Genomic DNA, 16,344 nt, shown 5'->3' with positions numbered 1-16,344 from the left:
TCCATGGTGCGACCCGAACGCAATTGTTGAAAACGATTATCAGTGCTACGGTCTGCGCATCCCTTGACCATCCCTTTGCCCGGAGGGCCCCGTGCGCCTGCCCGCTCGCCGCCTGCTCCCCGCCACCGCCCTCACCGCCGCCTCCGCCCTGCTCACCGGCTGTTTCACCGGCGCGGAGCAGACCACGGACGCCGCCGGGCCCGGCGGGAAACGCCTACGCGTCGCCATGCTCCAGCCACCCCGCTCCGGCCTCTCCCCGCTCTCCGACGACGCGTTCAAGCTGTCGCGCTGGTCGACCGCCGAGACCCTGGTCGAGCTGGACCGGGAGGGTGACGCGCAACCCGCGCTGGCCACCGCGTGGAAGCGGTCCGGCAGGAGCTGGACCTTCACCCTCCGCGCCGGCGTCACCTTCCACGACGGCACGAGGCTCACCCCCGAGACCGTCGCCGACTCCCTCACCAGGGCCGCCACCGCCTCCCCCAAGCCCCGCATCCTCGACGGCGTCCACCTCACCGCGAAGGCCGACGGCGACCGGGTCACCGTCACCACCGCCACCGAGGATCCCCTGGTCCCGCAACGGCTGAGCTCCCCGCAGCTGGCGATCCTGGCGGCGAAGGCGTACCGGGGGAAGACGGTCGACCCCGTCGGCGCCGGCACCGGCCCCTTCGAGCTCACGAGGGTCGACGGCACCTCCTCCGCCACCCTCGACCGTTACGACGGCTACTGGGGAGGGAAGGCCAAGTCCCCCGGCATCGACGTCAAGTTCGTCCCGGACGGCACCGCCCGCGCCGCGGCGCTGCGCAGCGGCGAGGCCGACATCGTCGAGGCGATCCCCGTCTCCCAGGCCGCCGTCCTCGACCAGGACCTGGTCACCGAGGTCCCGATGCCGCGGACCAACACCCTCTACCTCAACACGGAGAAGGGCGCCTTCAAGGACCCGGCGCTGCGCGCCGCCGCCCGCGAGGCCGTCGACGCCGAGTCGATCGTGCGGGGCGTGTACGAGGGCCGCGCCGACGTCGCCGAGGGGCTGCTCGGGCCCGCCCTGCCCTGGGCCACCGGGCTGCGCACGCCCGTCGAGCACACCGAGGCCGGTGATCCGGCCGGCAGGACCGTCACCATCGGCACGTACACCGACCGCTCCGAGCTGCCCGAGGTCGCCGCCGCGCTGCAACAGCAGCTCCAGAAGGCCGGGTTCAGGGTGAAGCTGGACGTGCGTGAGTACGCGAACATCGAGTCCGACGCGCTCGCCGGCCGCTTCGACGCGTTCGTCCTCTCCCGGGCCACCGTCCTGGACTCGGGGGACCCGGCCGCCTGTCTGTACAGCGACTTCGCCTCCGACGGCACCTTCAACCTCTCGCACCTCTCCGACCCGGAGATCGACAAGGCGCTGAAGAAGGCCGCCGACACCCCGGTCGGCGACGCCCGCCGCAAAGCGGTCGTGAAGGCCGAGGCCGCCGTTCTGGCCCGGGACGCGGCCGTCCCGATGCTCCATGAGCGAGTGATCCAGGGCGACGCCGCCGGAGTCGTGGGCGCCGCGCACGACCCGCGCGAGCGTGAGCTCGTCACGGCGGACACGTACGTCAGGTGAGGTCCGTGACGAAGAAGGCGGCCGGGCTGACCCGCTGCGCCGGCCTCCTCGCCGTCCTGGCCGTCGTCGGGCTGCTGCCCTGGCTCTCCCACCGCGACCCGGCGCTCACCGTGCTGCGCGCCCGGTCGGCCGAGCGGGAGGCGACCCCGGAGGCGCTGGCCGCGATCCGCGCGGACCTCGGTCTGGACGCCGGTCCCCTGTCCCTGCTGGGGCGATGGGCCGGGAACCTGCTGCGCGGGGAGTTCGGCACGTCGTGGGTGTCGGGCCATGACGTCCTGCCGTCCGTGGCCGCCGGGCTCCAGGTGTCGCTGGCCCTGATGGGCGCGGCACTGGGCGTCGCCGTGCTGCTGGCCGCCGCGCTGGTGGCACCGGTGCTGATGCGCGGGCGCGGCTCGGCCGGGGCGTTCGCCGCGATGCTCGCGGCCGTACCGGAGTTCCTGCTGGCCACCGTCGTGCTGCTGGTGTTCGGGGTGTGGCTGGGGTGGCTGCCGACGTCGGGCTGGCAGAGCGCCGCGTACCTGGTGCTGCCCGCGGTCGCCCTCGGCGTCCCGGCGGGCGGGCTGCTCGGGCGGCTGGTCGCGGACGCGCTGCCCGCCGTGCTCGACGAGCGCTGGGTGGAGCTGTGGCGGGGCGCCGGGGTGAGCCGGGGCCGGGTCGCCGGGGCAGCGCTGCGGCGCGTCCTGCCGCCGCTGGTCCCGCAGTTCGGGATGGTCGCGGTCGGTCTGACCGGCGGGGCGGTGGCCGTGGAGACGGTGTTCGCGGTGCCCGGCATCGGCCGCACGGCCCTCGGCGCGGCCAGGTCGCAGGATCTGCCGCTGCTCCAGGGCTCGGTGCTGGCGCTGCTGCTGCTCGGCCTGGTCGCGGGCGCGCTCGCGGCGGTCGTACGGCGGCGGCTGCTGGGGCCGGCCCTGCGCGACGCCGGGCTGACGCTGCCCCCGGCCCGCCCGGTCCGCGCCCACCCGGCCGTCCCGGCCGTACTGGCCGCCGTCCTGCTGCTGACCATCGGCTGGGGCCTGCTGCGCGACCCGTACACCGTGGACACCACGGTCCGGCTCGCCCCGCCCTCCTGGGCGCATCCGCTGGGCACCGACGGCCTCGGCCGTGATGTGCTGGCCCGGCTCGGGCACGGTGCCGCCTCGACGGTCGGCACGGCGGTGGCCGTCTGCCTGCTGGGCCTGCTGATCGCGCTCGTGCTGGGCTTCCTGCCGGCCATCGCCTCGGGCGCGGCCGACATCGCCAACGCGCTGCCGCCGGTGATCGTCGGCATCCTGGTCGCGGCTGCCGTCGGACCCGGCACCGGCGGGGCGGCCCTCGCCGTCGCGCTGATCTCCTGGCCGGCCCTGTCCGCACACGCGGCGGCGCTCGTGCAGGAGGTACGGGCGTCGGCGTTCCTGACCGCCCAACGGGCCATCGGGGCGGGTCCGTTCTGGATCCTGACCCGGCACGTCCTGCCGTCCGTCGCCGCCCCGGTCGCCCGGCACGCCCTGCTGCGCCTGCCGGGCATCGCCCTGGCCCTGGCCTCGCTGGGTTTCCTGGGCCTGGGCGCCCAGCCGCCCGCCCCCGAGTGGGGTCTGTTGCTGGAGGAGTCCCGGGCCTACGTGGAACGCGCCCCCTGGGCGGCCCTCGCCCCCGCGGCCGCACTGGCCCTGCTGGCCGGACTCGCGGTGTCGGGCGCGGCGCTCACCCAGGGCCGGAGGCTGCGGCGGCTCACCCCGGCTCCGGCCGAGATCGCGAAGGAGGCCACCGTCGGTGTCTGAGGCACTGCTGTCCGTGCGCGAACTGCGGATCGCCTTCGACGGCGTCGAGGCCGTGCGCGGCCTGTCCTTCGACGTCCGCCCGCGGGAAGTGCTGGCGATCGTCGGGGAGTCGGGTGCGGGCAAGTCCCTGACGGCCCGCGCGCTCCTCGGGATGCTGCCGCGCGACGCGAGCACGAGCGGGACGGTCAGCCCGGACCTCTCGGGCGGGCGCGGCCGCCGTATCTCGCTCGTCCCGCAGGACGCGCTGTCGGCCCTGTCCCCCGTGCATCCGGTGGGCGACCAACTCGCCGCCGCCGTGCGGTCGGTGGCCAAGGTCTCCCGCACAAAGGCCCGGGCCCGGGCGGTCGCGGCCCTGGACCGTGTGGGCATCCCGGACGCCGCCCGCAGGGCGCGGGCGTATCCGCACGAGTACTCCGGCGGGATGCGGCAGCGCGCGGTGATCGCCATGGCCACCGTCAACGAACCGGACGTCGTGGTCGCCGACGAGCCCACCACCGCCCTCGACGAGGACCACCGCGACCAGGTGCTGCGGCTGCTCGCCGAGCGGCGGGAGTCGGCCGGCACCGCGCTCGTCCTGGTCACGCACGACATGGACGTCGTACGCGGGCACGCGGACCGCGTCCTGGTCATGTACGCCGGGCGCCTCACCGAACTCGGCCCGGCGGCGAAGGTGCTGGACCGCCCCCGGGCCCCCTACACGGCCGGCCTGCTGGCGTCCCTCCCGCAGAACGCCTCGCCGGGCCGCCGCCTCCCGGCCCTGCGCGGAACCCCGCCCGCCCCGGGCACGCTCCCGCCGGGCTGCGCCTTCGCCCCGCGCTGCCCGCTCGCGTCGGGCCCCTGCCACACGGCCGAGCCGGAGCCCCGGCAGGCGGCCGGACGCCTGGTCGCCTGCCACCGCTGGGAGGACCTCCCCCACCCGGCCGCCGACCTGTTCCTCCAGGAGCGCCGACCCGCATGAGTGAACCCCTGCTCGACGTCCGCGACCTGGTCGTCCGCTACGGCCGGGTCACCGCCGTGGACGGCGTCTCCTTCTCCCTGGCCGCCGGCGAGACCCTGGCCCTGAACGGCCCGTCCGGCTGCGGCAAGTCCTCCACAGCCCTGGCAGTGCTCCAGCTGCGCCGCCCGTACAGCGGTGAAGTCCGCTTCGAGGGGCGGGAGCTGACCTCCCTCACCGAACGTGAGCTGCGTCCGCTCCGGCCCCGCATCCAGCCCGTCTTCCAGGACCCGTACGGCTCGCTGAGTCCCCGCCACCGCATCCGCGACGCGATCGCCGAACCGCTGAAGGTCCAGGGCCGCTGGCACCCCGTCGACGGACCGGCCCGGGTCGCCGGGCTCCTCGACCGGGTCGGTCTCGACCCCGGGTACGGCGACCGCCGCCCGCACGAACTCTCCGGCGGCCAGTGCCAGCGCGCCGGCATCGCCCGCGCCCTGGCCTGCGCACCGCGCCTGCTGGTCCTGGACGAGCCGGTGTCGTCACTGGACCCGTCGGTGCGCGCGGGCGTGCTGAACCTGCTCGCCGACCTCCAGGACGACCTGGGCCTCGGCTACCTGTTCATCTGCCACGACCGGGCGGTCGTACGGCACTTCGCGGACCGGGCGATCGAGATGCGCGAGGGACGCCTCCGCGTCACTTCGGGGTAGCGGCCTCGATCACCTGGCGCAGTCCTTCGGTGAGCGTGCCGGCGTCGGGCGCACGCTCGGGGTCGAAGTTCCACTGGGCGATGAGCCCCGTCATCAGCGTCGTGTAGAACCTGCCGAGCGTGTCCAGGGTCTTGTCCTGGACGTCCTCTTCACGGACCCCCGTGAAGAGCGCGACCAGGGCACGCTCGGCGTCCCGCTGTTGCCGCGCCAGGTGGTCGCGCACCACGGGCAGTTGGTCGCCCATGGCCACGATCTCCATGCTGAGGCGCCACATCGAACCGGGCCCCCGCATGGTCCCGATGATGTTGGACCACACCTCCTGGAACCGCTCCAGCGAGCCGGGCTCAGCCGTGCTCGCCCCGGGCTCCTCTCCCTCGAAGGCCTCGGAGAGTTCACCGACCAGCGACAGGTACGCCTCCGCCAGCAACGCGTCCTTCGAGCCGTAGTGGTAGCCGATCGACGCCAGGTTGGTCCCCGACTCCTTGACGATGTCGCGCGCCGTCGTGCGCACGAACCCCTTCGCCAGCAGGCAGCGCTTGGTGCCCTCGAGCAGATCCTCACGGTGTCCCATGGCAGTTCACCCTATCCCGAGATCCAGACGGACGTCTTATACAAGCGTACTAGACAAGCGTTTAAGACGCCCGTACAGTCCTGCCCATGACGACAGAACCGCACTCTCCCGCCCGCGCCGGGCGCCGCGAATGGACGGCCCTCGGCGTGCTGATGCTTCCGCTGCTGCTGGTTTCGATGGACGTCTCCGTCCTCTACTTCGCGATCCCCGCGATCAGCGCCGACCTGGAGCCGAGTGCCGGCCAGCAGCTGTGGATCTTCGACATCTACGGCTTCGTGCTGGCCGGCCTGCTGATGACGATGGGCTCGCTGGGCGACCGCATCGGCCGCCGCAAGCTCCTGCTGGCCGGCGCGGCCGCCTTCGGCGCGGCCTCCCTGGTGGCCGCCTACGCGAACAGCGCCGAGACCCTGATCGCCGCCCGCGCCGTCCTCGGCATCGGCGGCGCGACCCTGATGCCGTCGACGATGGCACTGGTGCGCACGATGTTCACCGACCCCGCGCAGCGCACCAAGGCGATCGGCGTGTGGTCGGGCGTGATGACGGGCGGCATCGCCCTCGGCTCGGTGATGAGCGGGGTGCTCGTCGAGCACTTCTGGTGGGGCTCGGTCTTCCTGGTCAACCTGCCCGCGATGCTGCTGCTCCTGGTCCTGGGCCCCGTCCTGCTGCCCGAGTCGCGCGACCCTCACCCCGGCCGCTTCGACCGGCTGAGCGTTCCCCTGTCGATGGCGGCGGTGCTCCCGGTGATCTACGGCCTGAAGGAGCTCGCGTCGGAGGGCTGGAACGTGCGGCACGTGATGTCGGTGACGGTCGGGCTGCTCTTCGCCGCGCTGTTCGTCCACCGTCAGCGCACGGCCGTGTCCCCGCTGATCTCGCCGGAACTGTTCCGGGTCCGCGGTTTCAGCCCGGCCGTCGTCCTCAACCTCGTCGCCGCCTTCGGCATGATGGGCTCGGCGTACTTCACGACCCAGTACATCCAGTCGGTGCTGGACAAGAGCCCGCTGGAGGCGGCGCTGTGGAGCCTGCTGCCGTCGGTGCCCATCGGACTCGCGGCCCCGGTCGGCGCACAGCTCGTGCAGCGCGGCGTTCCCCGCGCCCACGTCGTCGGCGGCGGCTTCGCGGTCGCCGCGAGCGGCTACGTGATGCTGACCCTGGCCGGCACGGACTCCCTCTGGCTGCTGCTGGCCGCGTGCGCCGTCCTGGCCTGCGGCATCGTCGCCGTCATGTCCCAGGTGGCCGACCTGGCGCTGAGCGCCGCCCCGGTGGAGAAGGCGGGCGCGGCCTCGTCCCTGCTGGAGACGGGCACGGAGTTCGGCGGCGCGCTGGGCATGGCCTTCCTCGGCTCCATCGGTACGGCCGTCTACCGTCACGAGATCCCCGCCGCGGCGCCCGCTCCGGCCCGCGAGACACTGGGCGGCGCCCTCGCCGTGGCCGGCCGGCTCCCGGGGCGCGCGGGAGACGCCCTGGCGACGGCGGCGCGCGAGGCCTTCACCAGTGGGATGCACGCGGCGGCGATCACCGGCGCGGTGCTGCTGGCCGGGGCGGCGGCAGCGGCGGTGACCCTGCGGCGCAGCCAGGTACGGGAGCCCGCACCGCCGGAGCCGCGGAAGGCGACCGTCTGAGCGGACCCACAGCACAGCGAAACGCCGGGCGGGCTGATCGAATCAGCCCGCCCGGCGTTCGAAGTCCGGGGCGGAGCCCCGGGACGGCTCAGGCCAGGTTCACGGAACGGGACGAGGTCGCCCCGATCTCCGCCGCCACCTCGGCCAGCACCCCGGAGGTCACCGTGTCGTCGACGGTCAGCACGGCCAGCGCCTCGCCACCGGCCACGGCCCGCGACACCTGCATGCCGGCGATGTTGATGCCCGCCTCGCCCAGGATGCGGCCCACCGTGCCCACGACACCCGGACGGTCCTCGTACCGCAGGACCACCATGTGGTCGGCGAGCGCGAGGTCCACGTCGTACTCGCCGACGGCGACGATCTTCTGCAGGTGCTTCGGGCCGGCCAGCGTGCCGGAGACCGACACCTCCTCGCCGTCGGCGAGGGTGCCGCGCACGGTGACGACGTTGCGGTGCTCGGTCGCCTCCGAGCTGGTGGTCAGCCGCACCTCGACACCGCGCTCCTGGGCGAACAGCGGGGCGTTGACGTAGGACACCGTCTCGTCGACGACGTCCTCGAAGACACCCTTGAGGGCGGAGAGCTCCAGCACCTTCACGTCGTGCTGGGTGATCTCGCCGTACACCTCGACGTCGAGGCGGACCGCGACCTCACCGGCGAGCGCGGTGAAGATCCGGCCCAGGCGCTCGGCGAGGGGCAGGCCCGGCTTGACGTCCTCGGCGATGACTCCGCCCTGCACGTTCACCGCGTCCGGCACGAGCTCACCGGCGAGGGCGAGGCGCACCGAGCGGGCGACGGCGATACCGGCCTTCTCCTGCGCCTCGTCCGTGGAGGCACCGAGGTGCGGGGTGGAGACCACCTGGTCGAACTCGAACAGCGGCGAGTCCGTGCACGGCTCCTTGGCGTACACGTCGAGGCCGGCGCCGGCGACCCGGCCCTCCTTGAGGGCGGAGTACAGCGCCTCCTCGTCGACGATCCCGCCGCGCGCGGCGTTGACGATGCGCACGCTCGGCTTGACCTTGCGCAGCGCCTCGTCGCCGATCAGGCCCAGGGTCTCGGGGGTCTTGGGGAGGTGGACGGTGATGAAGTCGGACACCTCGAGCAGTTCGTCGAGCGACACCACCTTGACGCCCATCTGCGCGGCGCGGGCGGGCTGCACGTAGGGGTCGTAGGCGACGACCTTCATGCCGAAGGCGGACATGCGCTGCGCGACCAGCGCGCCGATGCGGCCGAGGCCGACGACACCGAGGGTCTTCTCGGCGAGCTCCACACCCGTGTACTTGCTGCGCTTCCACTCGCCGTTCTTCAGCGCGGCGTTCGCCTGCGGGATGTTGCGGGCGGTGGCGAGGAGCAGACCGCAGGCGAGCTCGGCGGCGGTCACGATGTTCGAGGTGGGGGCGTTGACGACCATCACGCCGGCCTTGGTGGCGGCGGAGACGTCCACGTTGTCCAGGCCGACGCCGGCTCGCGCGACGACCTTGAGCTTGCGCGCGGCGGCGATCGCCTCGGCGTCGACCTTGGTGGCCGAACGGATCAGGATCGCGTCCACGTCGGCGATGGCCGGGAGCAGCTCGGCCCGGTCCGCGCCGTTGCACTGCCGGATCTCGAAGTCCGGGCCAAGCGCGTCGACGGTGGCGGGCGACAGCTCTTCAGCGATGAGTACGACGGGTTTCGAGCTCACGTGAGTCCTCACAAGTCCAGTGCTGCGGACGGCCGTCCCGACGGCCGCAGGCGGTGGAGGGGTGGAGCGGCGCCGGTGAAGTGCGGGTGCGCTTCTGCGTCGGTCGGTGCGTGCTCTCGGCGTGCCGGCCGGAGGTCCTCGTAGCGGAGCTACTTTTGGGCCTTCGGCCGGTGCGGCGAGAGTGCGTGCCGGGCGGCGCGGGGGCGTGCCTGCACTTCTCCGGTGTCGCATGGCCGCGTGGAAGACGCACGACGCTGTGGGCCTGACGCGTATGTAGTGCAGCAGTCTAGTGGCGCCGGGGGCGTCGTCCTGTGCCGCTGCGGAAGGATCACCCGTCCGTGGCCGGACGGGATGGACAACGCCGTACCACCGACGTTACCCCGGGTTCACCGAGAGGGCCGGAGCGGGGTGCTCCGGCCCTCGGGCGCTCGGCTTTACGCGTCTTCGTCGACCCAGCTCATGAGCTTGCGCAGCTCCTTGCCGGTGGTCTCGAGCAGGTGCTCGGAGTCCTGCTTCTTGTACTCGTTGTACTTCTTCAGGCCGCCGTGGTACTCGTCCATCCACTGCTGCGCGAAGGTGCCGTCCTGGATCTCGGCGAGGACCTTCTTCATCTCGGCCTTGGTGGCGTCCGTGATGATGCGCGGGCCGGTGACGTAGTCGCCCCACTCGGCGGTCTCGGAGATCGACCAGCGCATCTTCTCCAGGCCGCCCTCGTACATGAGGTCGACGATCAGCTTCAGCTCGTGCAGGCACTCGAAGTACGCGATCTCCGGCTGGTAGCCGGCCTCGGTCAGCGTCTCGAAACCGGCCTTCACCAGCGCGGCCGTACCACCGCAGAGGACGGCCTGCTCACCGAACAGGTCGGTCTCGGTCTCCTCGGTGAAGGTCGTCTTGATGACGCCGGCGCGGGTGCCGCCGATGCCCTTGGCGTAGGACAGGGCCAGCGCGAAGGCGTTGCCGGAGGCGTCCTGCTCGACGGCGGCGATGCAGGGAACGCCACGGCCCTCCTCGTACTGGCGGCGCACCAGGTGGCCCGGGCCCTTCGGGGCGACCATGCAGACGTCCACGCCGGCCGGGGGCTTGATGAAGCCGTAGCGGATGTTCAGGCCGTGGCCGAAGAACAGCGCGTCGCCGTCGTTCAGGTTCGGGGCGATGTGCTCCTCGTAGACCTGGGCCTGGATCGGGTCCGGGACGAGGATCATGATGACGTCGGCCTCGGCGGCGGCCTCCGACGGGCTCACCACGCGCAGACCCTGCTCCTCGGCCTTGGCCTTGGACTTGGAGCCCTCGTGCAGACCGACGCGGACGTCGACACCCGAGTCACGGAGCGACAGCGCGTGGGCGTGGCCCTGGCTGCCGTACCCGATGACCGCGACCTTGCGGCCCTGGATGATGGACAGGTCGGCGTCGGCGTCGTAGAACAGCTCGGCCACTTTGGGTTCTCTCCTCGGGAGTGCAGGTGTTGCGTCCCACCGTATGACGGGGGGCGGAAGGGAAGTCTGTGGGTCTCGCAATACGGGCGGCCGACGGCGCGCCGACCGCCCGTTTCAGGTCTTAGGCCGACCGGTCCAGGGCGCGCAGCGACCGGTCCGTGATGGAACGGGCGCCGCGGCCGATCGCGATCGTGCCGGACTGGACGAGCTCCTTGATGCCGTACGGCTCCAGCATCTTGAGCATCGCGGACAGCTTCTCGCCGGATCCGGTGGCCTCGATGGTGACGGCCTCCGGGGAGACGTCGACGGTCTTGGCGCGGAACAGCTGGACGATCTCGACGATCTGGGAGCGCGTCTCGTTGTCGGCGCGCACCTTCACCAGGACGAGTTCGCGCTGCACCGCCTGCGACGGCTCCAGCTCGACGATCTTCAGCACGTTGACGAGCTTGTTGAGCTGCTTGGTGACCTGCTCCAGCGGCAGGTCCTCCACGCCGACGACGATGGTGATGCGGGAGATGTCGGGGTGCTCGGTGACGCCGACCGCGAGCGAGTCGATGTTGAAGCCGCGGCGGGAGAACAGGGCGGCGATCCGGGCGAGGATGCCGGGGGTGTTCTCCACCAGGACGGAGAGCGTGTGCTTGGACATGGTCTGCTTCCTCTGCTTGAAAGTCCTGGGTGGCTCTCAGTCGTCTTCGTTGTCGCCGAAGTCGGGGCGGACGTCCCGGGCGGCCATGATCTCGTCGTTGGAGGTGCCGGCGGCGACCATCGGCCAGACCATCGCGTCCTCGTGGACGATGAAGTCGACGACGACCGGGCGGTCGTTGATGGAGTTCGCCTCTTCGATGACCTTGTCGAGGTCGGCCGGGTCCTCGCAGCGGATGGCGTAGCAGCCCATGGCCTCCGACAGCTTCACGAAGTCGGGGACGCGGGTGCCGCGGGCCTCCGGGTTGACGTCCTCCGGGCCGGAGTGCAGGACGGTGTTGGAGTACCGCTGGTTGTAGAAGAGGGTCTGCCACTGGCGGACCATCCCGAGGGCGCCGTTGTTGATGACGGCGACCTTGATCGGGATGTTGTTCAGGGCGCAGGTGGTGAGCTCCTGGTTGGTCATCTGGAAGCAGCCGTCGCCGTCGATGGCCCAGACGGCCTTGTCCGGGGCTCCGGCCTTGGCGCCCATGGCGGCCGGGACGGCGTAGCCCATGGTTCCGGCGCCGCCGGAGTTCAGCCAGGTGCCCGGCTTGTCGTACTCGATGAAGTGGGCGGCCCACATCTGGTGCTGGCCGACGCCCGCCGCGAAGATCGTGCCCTCGGGGGCGAGCTGCCCGATGCGCTCGATGACCTGCTGCGGGGAGAGCGAGCCGTCGTCGGGCTGGTCGTAGCCGAGCGGGTAGGTCTCGCGCCAGCGGCTGAGGTCCTTCCACCAGGCGCTGTAGTCGCCCTGGTGGCCCTCGCTGTGCTCCTTCTGGACGGCCTGGATCAGGTCGGCGATGACCTCGCGGGCGTCGCCGACGATCGGCACGTCGGCCGCGCGGTTCTTGCCGATCTCGGCCGGGTCGATGTCCGCGTGGACGATCTTGGCGTACGGGGCGAAGCTGTCCAGCTTGCCGGTGACCCGGTCGTCGAAGCGGGCGCCGAGGGCGACGATCAGGTCGGCCTTCTGCAGTGCGGTGACGGCGGCGACCGAGCCGTGCATGCCGGGCATGCCCAGGTGCTGCGGGTGGTCGTCGGGGAACGCGCCGAGGGCCATCAGGGTGGTGGTGACGGGCGCGCCGGTCAGCTCGGCGAGGACCTTCAGCTCGGCGGTGGCCTTGGCCTTGAGCACGCCGCCGCCGACGTAGAGCACGGGCCGGCGGGCCTGGGTGATCAGCTTGGCGGCCTCGCGGATCTGCTTGGCGTGCGGCTTGGTCACCGGGCGGTAGCCGGGCAGGTCCATGGCCGGCGGCCAGGAGAAGGTGGTCTTCGCCTGGAGGGCGTCCTTGGCGATGTCGACCAGGACCGGGCCGGGGCGGCCGGTGGAGGCGATGTGGAACGCCTGGGCGATGATCCGAGGGATGTCCTCGGCCTTGGTGACGAGGAAGTTGTGCTTGGTGATCGGCATGGTGATGCCGACGATGTCCGCCTCCTGGAAGGCGTCCGTGCCGATCGCCTTGGAGGCGACCTGGCCGGTGATCGCGACGAGCGGCACGGAGTCCATGTGCGCGTCGGCGATCGGAGTGACCAGGTTGGTGGCGCCGGGGCCGGAGGTGGCCATGCAGACGCCGACCTTGCCGGTGGCCTGCGCGTAGCCGGTGGCGGCGTGACCGGCGCCCTGCTCGTGCCGGACCAGGACGTGGCGCACCCTGGTGGAGTCCATCAGCGGGTCGTAGGCCGGGAGGATCGCACCGCCGGGAATGCCGAATACCGTGTCGGCGCCGACCTCCTCGAGAGAGCGGATGAGGGACTGCGCGCCCGTCACCTGCTCGGGGGCGGAGTGTCCTCCGGATCGGGGCCGGGGCTGCGGGTGGTGGGCCCCGGTGGCCTGCTCGGTCATCGGCATTCTCTTCTCAGATGCTGAGGGTTTTTGCGAGGTGTGTACGGTTTTCTGCTGCTGCACAAGGGGCGCCTGTGCAACAAAAAACCCCTCGTGCCATAAGGCAAGCGAGGGGAGCGCGCCGGGTGGAGTCGCTGAGCGGTCGAGGCTCAGCGTCAGCCGACGCGCTTTCCAAGTACGAGAATTCGGGTGCGCATGGCACAGACCCTCCCCCCGGCACACACTCACTGTCAAGTGGGTGGGACGGGAGTCTCATTATGTGAGCGAAGGACCGTACCGCCTCCGATGACGGCCGACACGCCCGAGCTGTACACCCGCGGGGACCCGCCCGCGAACACCGGCTCGGCCGCCCCGTTCGGCACCGGATAGTGGCCGGACGTGAGCGCCCGGCGCAGCCGGTACTCGTCGAGCGGCCCGGAGAACGCCATGCCCTGCCCGTGGGTGCAGCCCATCGCACGCAGGGCGACGACCTGCTCGGGCAGGTCCACCCCGTCGGCCACGGACTTCAGCCCGAGGTCGTTCGCGATGCGCAGCAGCCCACTGGTGATCTTGTACAGCCGGGCGGACTCGACGACGCCCTCGACCAGGCCGCGGTCGAGCTTCAGCACGTCGACGGGGAGCCGCCTGAGGGTCGTGATCGCGCCGTAGCCGCTGCCGAACCCGTCGAGCGCGATCCGGATCCCGACCCGCCGCAGGGCGCCCAGACGCCGCTCCAGCTCGTCCAGCGAGACCCGCGGGTCGGTGTCGGACAGCTCGACGATCAGCGACCCGGACGGCAGGCCGTGCCGCGTGAGCAGCGCCTCGATGGTGCCCAGCGGCATCGAGCGGTCCAGCAGACGGCGGGCGCTCATCCGGACCACGACCGGCACGGACAGCCCGCTCGCGTGCCGCTCGGCGGCCTGCTCGACGGCCTCCTCGATCATCCAGCGCCCCAGCTCGGCGGTCTTGTCGCTGTCCTCCGCCACGCGCAGGAACTCCGCGGGGGTGAAGAGCACCCCCTGGGAGGAGCGCCAGCGCGCCTGCGCGGAGACCGAGGTGATCCGGCCGTCCGCCAAGCACACCACCGGCTGATGCAGCAGGGCGAACTCCCCGTCGTGCAGTGCGGCCCGCAGGCGCGTGGCCAGCTCCGCCTTGCGTACGACGTCCTGCTGCATCTGGGGCTTGTACAGCTCGACGCGCCCCTTGCCGCCGGCCTTGGCGCGGTACATGGCCAGGTCGGCGTTGCGCAGCAGTTCGCCGGCGCCGAGGCCCTGTTCCGCGAAGGCCACGCCGATGGAGGCGTTGACCCGGACGTCGTTGCCGTCGATGAGGTACGGCTGGGACAGCGTCGTCCTGAGGCGGTCGGCGAGCTCCAGGATGTGCCGCTGCCGGGCCTCCCGGTCGCGGGTGTTGTCCCCGACGATCAGGGCGGCGAACTCGTCGCCGCCCAGCCGGGAGGCGGTGTCGCCCTGCCGGACCGAATCGTGGAGTCTGCGGGCGGCCTGCACGAGCAGTTCGTCCCCGGCCTGGTGCCCGATGGTGTCGTTGACGGCCTTGAAGCCGTCGAGGTCGATGAAGAGCACGGCTGTGTTCCGCAGGGCCACGCCCCGGTCGGAGGCGCGGCGGCCCGACAGCGCGTGCTGGACGCGTTTGGTGAACAGGGCGCGGTTGGGCAGGTCCGTGAGCGGGTCGTGCTCGGCGTTGTGCTGCAGCTGGGCCTGCAGCCGTACTCGCTCGGTCACGTCTCTGCTGTTGAAGATGAGGCCGCCGTGATGGCGGTTGACGGTCGACTCGACGTTCAGCCAGCCCTCGTCCCCCGACCGGAAGCGGCACTCGATGCGGGTGGTGGGTTCCTCGACCGGGTCGGCGGCGAGGAAGCGCCGCACCTCGTGCACGACGCAGCCGAGGTCCTGCGGGTGGATGAGATGGGCCAGTTCCGTGCCCACCAGCTCCTCCGCCGGGCGGCCGTACACTCCGGCGGCGGCCGGGGAGACGTACCTCAGGACACCGCTGGGTGCGGCGATCATGATGACGTCGCTGGAGCCCTGCACCAGGGAGCGGAAGTGGTTCTCCTTCTGGGCCAGTTCCTGGGTGAGGGTGATGTTGTCGAGCAGCATGATGCCCTGGCGCACGACGAGCGCGAGCACCACCGTGCCCCCGGTGAGCAGGACGACGCGGTCGACGCTGCGGCCGTTGAGGACGTTGTAGAGGATGCCCAGGGTGCACACGGCCGCCGCGAGGTAGGGCGTGAGGGCGGCGAGGGAGCCGGCGATGGGCCGGGCCGCCGGGTACCTGCTGTGGTCGCCCGCGGGCGGGGACGGAGGGTGGTGCGGGCCGCTGCGCTGCCCGGGCAGGTGCTCGTGCACCACGCGGGTGTGTCCCGCCGTCTGCCGGTCCGGGCCGTGCCGGTCGGCGTCGGGCGTGCGGGACGCGGCCCACGGGGCGTACGCCAGGAGCAGTGAGCCGGCGAACCAGCCCGCGTCGAGCAGCTGCCCGGAGCGGTAGTCGTGGTGCATCAGCGGCGAGGTGAACAGGGCGTCGCACATCACGGTCAGCGCGAGCGCCCCGATCGCGGTGTTGACCGCCGAGCGGTTCACGGCGGAGCGCCGGAAGTGCAGTGCGAGCACCATGCTGACCAGCGCGATGTCGAGCAGCGGGTACGCCAGCGACAGCGCGGTGTGCGCCACGCCGGGGCCCTCCGACTTCGCGGCCTGGGCGAGGGCGAGGCTCCACGCCAGGGTGAGCAGCGAACCGCCGATCAGCCAGGCGTCCAGCCCGAGGCAGACCCAGCCGGCCTTGGTCACGGGCCGCTTGGCGAACACGAGCAGCCCGACGATCGCGGGTGGCGCGAAGCACAGGAAGAACAGGTCGGCGTAGCTGGGACTGGGCACGGGCACCCCCAGAACGACCTCGTACCACCCCCAGACCAGGTTGCCCAGGGACGCCATCGCCGAGGAGAGGCCGAAGAGCAGCCAGGCGGGTCGAAAGCGGGTGTGGCGGTTCCGGGCGCAGAGGAAGCACGACACGGCGGCGGTGGCCGCCGCGGCACTCAGCCCGAAGTCACCCATGATCAGGGCCACTTCGTACGAACCCCAGCCGAACGCGGAACCGACGGCGTATCCCGCGCAGACCAGGGCGAGGACGAGTTGCAGGGCCAGGGCCGGCCGGCGGCCGGGGACCGGCGTGAGGGGCGGCAGCGCCTCCGGCGACGGGGACTGCGCCCGCGGCGCCCCGTCGAGCGTGGGTGTGGTCGGGGGCGCGCTCACCGGGCCCTCCCGGTCCCTGCCGCTCCCGGGTCCCGCAGGCGCCGGTGCGCCGGCTGGGCATGCCTTCTGCGGCTGCCGGGCCTGCGGTGGTGATGGCCGTGGTCCGTGTCATGGTCACTGCGGCGGGTGTGGTGGCCGGCGTGATCGGCGTGATGGCCGCTTCTGTGTGCGGCCGTCCGCCCGGGTCGCCGCCGGCAGCCCCGCCCCGTCGGATCGCTCGTCCATAGGCCGTGCATCGCCTGTCGCCCCCCTCACAGTCCGAAGTGTCCGTCCCCGGCGCCGAAC

Annotated in this window: 11 protein-coding genes; 5 read left to right on the top strand and 6 right to left on the bottom strand. The window is 72.2% G+C overall.

Features of this window, described 5'->3' with window-relative positions; all coding sequences use genetic code 11:
* The first annotated feature begins 91 nt into the window (after positions 1 to 91).
* Genes ABZ016_RS21725 through ABZ016_RS21710 form a run of 4 tightly spaced genes read left to right on the top strand, consistent with a single transcriptional unit; the run spans position 92 to position 4,986 of the window.
* Positions 92 to 1,588 carry an ABC transporter substrate-binding protein gene (locus ABZ016_RS21725; protein WP_356918287.1) on the top strand — a complete coding sequence of 499 codons (1,497 nt, stop codon included), beginning with the start codon at positions 92 to 94 and terminating at the stop codon, positions 1,586 to 1,588.
* A gap of 5 nt (positions 1,589 to 1,593) precedes the next feature.
* Positions 1,594 to 3,345 (top strand): ABC transporter permease subunit, encoded by a 1,752-nt coding sequence (locus ABZ016_RS21720; RefSeq protein WP_356918286.1) that lies wholly within the window; start codon positions 1,594 to 1,596, stop codon positions 3,343 to 3,345.
* Positions 3,338 to 4,303, top strand: coding sequence for an ABC transporter ATP-binding protein (locus tag ABZ016_RS21715; protein ID WP_356918285.1), 966 nt, complete (start codon positions 3,338 to 3,340; stop codon positions 4,301 to 4,303). Before ABZ016_RS21720 ends, ABZ016_RS21715 begins: the two co-directional genes overlap by 8 nt.
* A complete protein-coding gene (locus ABZ016_RS21710; RefSeq protein ID WP_356918284.1) occupies positions 4,300 to 4,986 on the top strand; it encodes a dipeptide/oligopeptide/nickel ABC transporter ATP-binding protein in 687 nt (228 codons plus the stop codon). Before ABZ016_RS21715 ends, ABZ016_RS21710 begins: the two co-directional genes overlap by 4 nt.
* On the opposite strand, the gene ABZ016_RS21705 is transcribed toward ABZ016_RS21710, so the two are convergent.
* Complete coding sequence (locus ABZ016_RS21705) at positions 4,973 to 5,557, bottom strand: TetR/AcrR family transcriptional regulator (protein ID WP_356918283.1); 585 nt, start codon at positions 5,555 to 5,557, stop codon at positions 4,973 to 4,975. The genes ABZ016_RS21710 and ABZ016_RS21705 overlap by 14 nt on opposite strands.
* Positions 5,558 to 5,643: 86 nt before the next feature.
* Here ABZ016_RS21705 and ABZ016_RS21700 point away from each other — a divergent pair, with 86 nt between their 5' ends.
* On the top strand, positions 5,644 to 7,176 hold the full coding sequence (locus tag ABZ016_RS21700; RefSeq protein ID WP_356918282.1) for an MFS transporter: 1,533 nt from the start codon (positions 5,644 to 5,646) through the stop codon (positions 7,174 to 7,176).
* Between the two features lie 88 nt (positions 7,177 to 7,264).
* Here the strand turns inward: ABZ016_RS21700 and serA are convergent, their stop codons facing one another.
* The 5 genes from serA to ABZ016_RS21675 all read right to left on the bottom strand — a co-directional run bounded on the left by serA (position 7,265) and on the right by ABZ016_RS21675 (position 16,059).
* Positions 7,265 to 8,854, bottom strand: coding sequence for a phosphoglycerate dehydrogenase (gene serA, locus ABZ016_RS21695; RefSeq protein WP_356918281.1), 1,590 nt, complete (start codon positions 8,852 to 8,854; stop codon positions 7,265 to 7,267).
* Positions 8,855 to 9,288: 434 nt separating this feature from the next.
* Complete coding sequence (ilvC, locus tag ABZ016_RS21690; RefSeq protein WP_356918280.1) at positions 9,289 to 10,287, bottom strand: ketol-acid reductoisomerase; 999 nt, start codon at positions 10,285 to 10,287, stop codon at positions 9,289 to 9,291.
* A 121-nt stretch (positions 10,288 to 10,408) separates the two neighbouring features.
* On the bottom strand, positions 10,409 to 10,933 hold the full coding sequence (ilvN, locus tag ABZ016_RS21685; RefSeq protein ID WP_010048631.1) for an acetolactate synthase small subunit: 525 nt from the start codon (positions 10,931 to 10,933) through the stop codon (positions 10,409 to 10,411).
* Positions 10,934 to 10,969: 36 nt separating this feature from the next.
* On the bottom strand, positions 10,970 to 12,814 hold the full coding sequence (locus ABZ016_RS21680) for an acetolactate synthase large subunit (RefSeq protein ID WP_356918279.1): 1,845 nt from the start codon (positions 12,812 to 12,814) through the stop codon (positions 10,970 to 10,972).
* Between the two features lie 230 nt (positions 12,815 to 13,044).
* A complete protein-coding gene (locus ABZ016_RS21675) occupies positions 13,045 to 16,059 on the bottom strand; it encodes an EAL domain-containing protein (RefSeq protein WP_356918278.1) in 3,015 nt (1,004 codons plus the stop codon).
* Positions 16,060 to 16,344: the final 285 nt, after the last annotated feature.

Origin of the sequence: Streptomyces sp. NPDC006372 (genome assembly GCF_040612515.1) — a bacterium.
Taxonomy (GTDB): domain Bacteria; phylum Actinomycetota; class Actinomycetes; order Streptomycetales; family Streptomycetaceae; genus Streptomyces.
The sequence above is the reverse complement of the archived record's forward strand: the minus strand, read 5'-3'. Positions and strand labels throughout refer to the sequence as shown.

What these genes read in the sequence shown, in the direction of transcription:
- ABZ016_RS21710 (WP_356918284.1), top strand. Translation starts at nt 4,300, where the DNA reads ATGAGTGAACCCCTGCTCGACGTCCGCGACCTGGTCGTCCGCTACGGC.
- ABZ016_RS21705 (WP_356918283.1), bottom strand. Translation starts at nt 5,557, where the DNA reads ATGGGACACCGTGAGGATCTGCTCGAGGGCACCAAGCGCTGCCTGCTG.
- ABZ016_RS21700 (WP_356918282.1), top strand. Translation starts at nt 5,644, where the DNA reads ATGACGACAGAACCGCACTCTCCCGCCCGCGCCGGGCGCCGCGAATGG.
- ilvN (WP_010048631.1), bottom strand. Translation starts at nt 10,933, where the DNA reads ATGTCCAAGCACACGCTCTCCGTCCTGGTGGAGAACACCCCCGGCATC.
- ABZ016_RS21680 (WP_356918279.1), bottom strand. Translation starts at nt 12,814, where the DNA reads ATGACCGAGCAGGCCACCGGGGCCCACCACCCGCAGCCCCGGCCCCGA.